Source organism: Aminobacter sp. P4_H6_2 (genome assembly GCF_056400805.1).
Map to the genome: position 1 here is coordinate 1 of NZ_JBFUKO010000847.1, position 1,902 is coordinate 1,902.

Annotated in this window: 3 protein-coding genes; all 3 read right to left on the reverse strand. The window is 61.1% G+C overall.

The window, feature by feature from the left end; all coding sequences use genetic code 11:
• Positions 1 to 37: 37 nt before the first annotated feature.
• Positions 38 to 697: an amino acid ABC transporter permease gene (locus AC1DUU_RS30860; RefSeq protein WP_476787117.1), complete on the reverse strand. Its 660-nt coding sequence runs from the start codon at positions 695 to 697 to the stop codon at positions 38 to 40.
• Positions 687 to 1,346, reverse strand: a complete 660-nt coding sequence (locus AC1DUU_RS30865) for an amino acid ABC transporter permease (RefSeq protein WP_476787118.1) — start codon at positions 1,344 to 1,346, stop codon at positions 687 to 689. Before AC1DUU_RS30865 ends, AC1DUU_RS30860 begins: the two co-directional genes overlap by 11 nt.
• Positions 1,343 to 1,902, reverse strand: a 560-nt coding sequence (locus AC1DUU_RS30870) for a transporter substrate-binding domain-containing protein (protein ID WP_476787119.1), incomplete at its 5' end; no start/stop codon positions are given. The genes AC1DUU_RS30870 and AC1DUU_RS30865, both read right to left, overlap by 4 nt.

Here is a 1,902-nt window from a genome sequence, read left to right on the forward strand (position 1 = left end):
AAAAAATTGATTCAGCTCAGATGTGACGGTAGCTGGCCTAMCTGGTTGTCGGCCCAAGCAGGTGGATCTCGAGCCGCTTGATGGCCTGCGAGATGACGAGTGCGAGACCGAGAAAGATAAGGCCAGCAACCGTCAGCGGCTCGGCGTAGCGATAGGTGTCGGAGGCGATATCGAAGGCGCGTCCGAGCATCTCCGGCACCGCCAGCACCGCCAGATAAGGTGTCGCCTTCAGGATCGAGACGAAGTAGTTGCCCATCGGTGCTGCGATGTTGCGCAGCATCTGCGGGGCGATGACAAAGATGGTGGCATCCATCCTGCCAAGCCCAAGTGCCCGTGCCGCTTCGCCCTGGCCATTGGGGATGGCATCGATGCCGGCCTTGAACACCTCTGCCAGATAACCGCTGTAATAGAGGCTGAGCCCGATGATGCCGACGGCAAGCGCACCAAGGCGAATGCCGTAAAACGGCAATATGAAATACAAACAATAGAGCCAGACCAGTACCGGCGTCGCCCGAATGAAGTCGATCACGAAGCCGACGAAGAGGCCTCCGATTCCTCCCGAGCGGCGGATCAGCTCGAAGCCGAACCCGAGTGCCGAGGCACCGATGCAGCTGAGGGCCGCCACCAGCAACGTCATGCCGATGGCGCTCAGGATCATGGGCACCGTCGACAGCGCAAACGCGAAATCAAATGCCACGATGCGCCTCCCTTGCCGGGTTGATGCGCCGTTCCGCCCAGCGCCCGAACAGCGCGACCGGATAACAGACGATGAAATAGGCCAGCAGCAGCGAGGTGTAGATCGGCACGGGATCGTATTCGATCTGGGAGATCTCCTTGGCGCGGAAGGTCATGTCGGTCAGCGTCACCAGCGAGGCCAGCGATGTTGCCTTCACCAGTTGGATGAGCTGGTTGATGAAGGTCGGGCTCATCGCCACCAGCGCCTGGGGCAGTTCGATGCGCAACAAGATGGTGGAACGCTTGAGCCCAAGGGCGTGGCCAGCTTCTTTTTGGCCACGGTCCAGGGCTTGCAGGCCGGCCCTGACGGCCTGGCTTGCATAACCGCCAATGTTGAGCCCGAGCACCATAGCAGCGACTGTCATCGCCGACAGCGCCAGTCCGGCCAGGGGCAGGGCGTAGTAGAAGACAAACAGCAGAATGATGACGGCAGAGCTGCGCCAGAACTCGATGATCGACGTCACCACAAACCGTGCAGGACCCGTCGTCAGATATTGGGCGACGCCGAAGACAAGGCCGAAGGGAATGGCAAAGACAAGGCCATAGAGCGTCACCAAGGCGGTGACACGAAAGCCCTGCAGGATGCCGAGCCAGATCTCGAGGACGCTCATTTGCCCGCACCGTCGGCGCCACCGCCACAGAGCTTTTCCACGGTGACGGTATTGGGCACGACCTCCGTTGCGCCAAAGCCATATCGGGCCATGATCTTGGTTACCGTGCCGTCCTGCGTCAGGGCAGCCAGTCGTTCATCCCACAGCGCCCGCAGATCCTGGTCCTCGGTGCGGAAAGCAACGGCTGCATAAGTCGCCTGTTCGTCTGTGGTCACAAACGGTGTCGCACTCTCCAGGCCCTTGGCCTTGTCGCCGGCGAGCAGGCCGATCACGGTCGGAGACGACAGCACCGTCACATCGATACGTCCGGAGCGCAGGGCCGAGATGTTGGCTTCAATGTCGGGGAACAGCAACATGCGGTTTTCCGGCACACCGGCCGCCGCCGCATTCCTGACCGACACACTGCCGCGACCGGCACCCATGATGATCTCTTTGCTGACAATGTCCGCAAAGCCATGGATCTGTTTTGGATTGCCGGCGAGCACGATGGCTGCGTCGTGCACCTTCAGATCCGGAGACCCAAAGGCGACCTGCCGGCAGCGCTCGGGTGTGATGG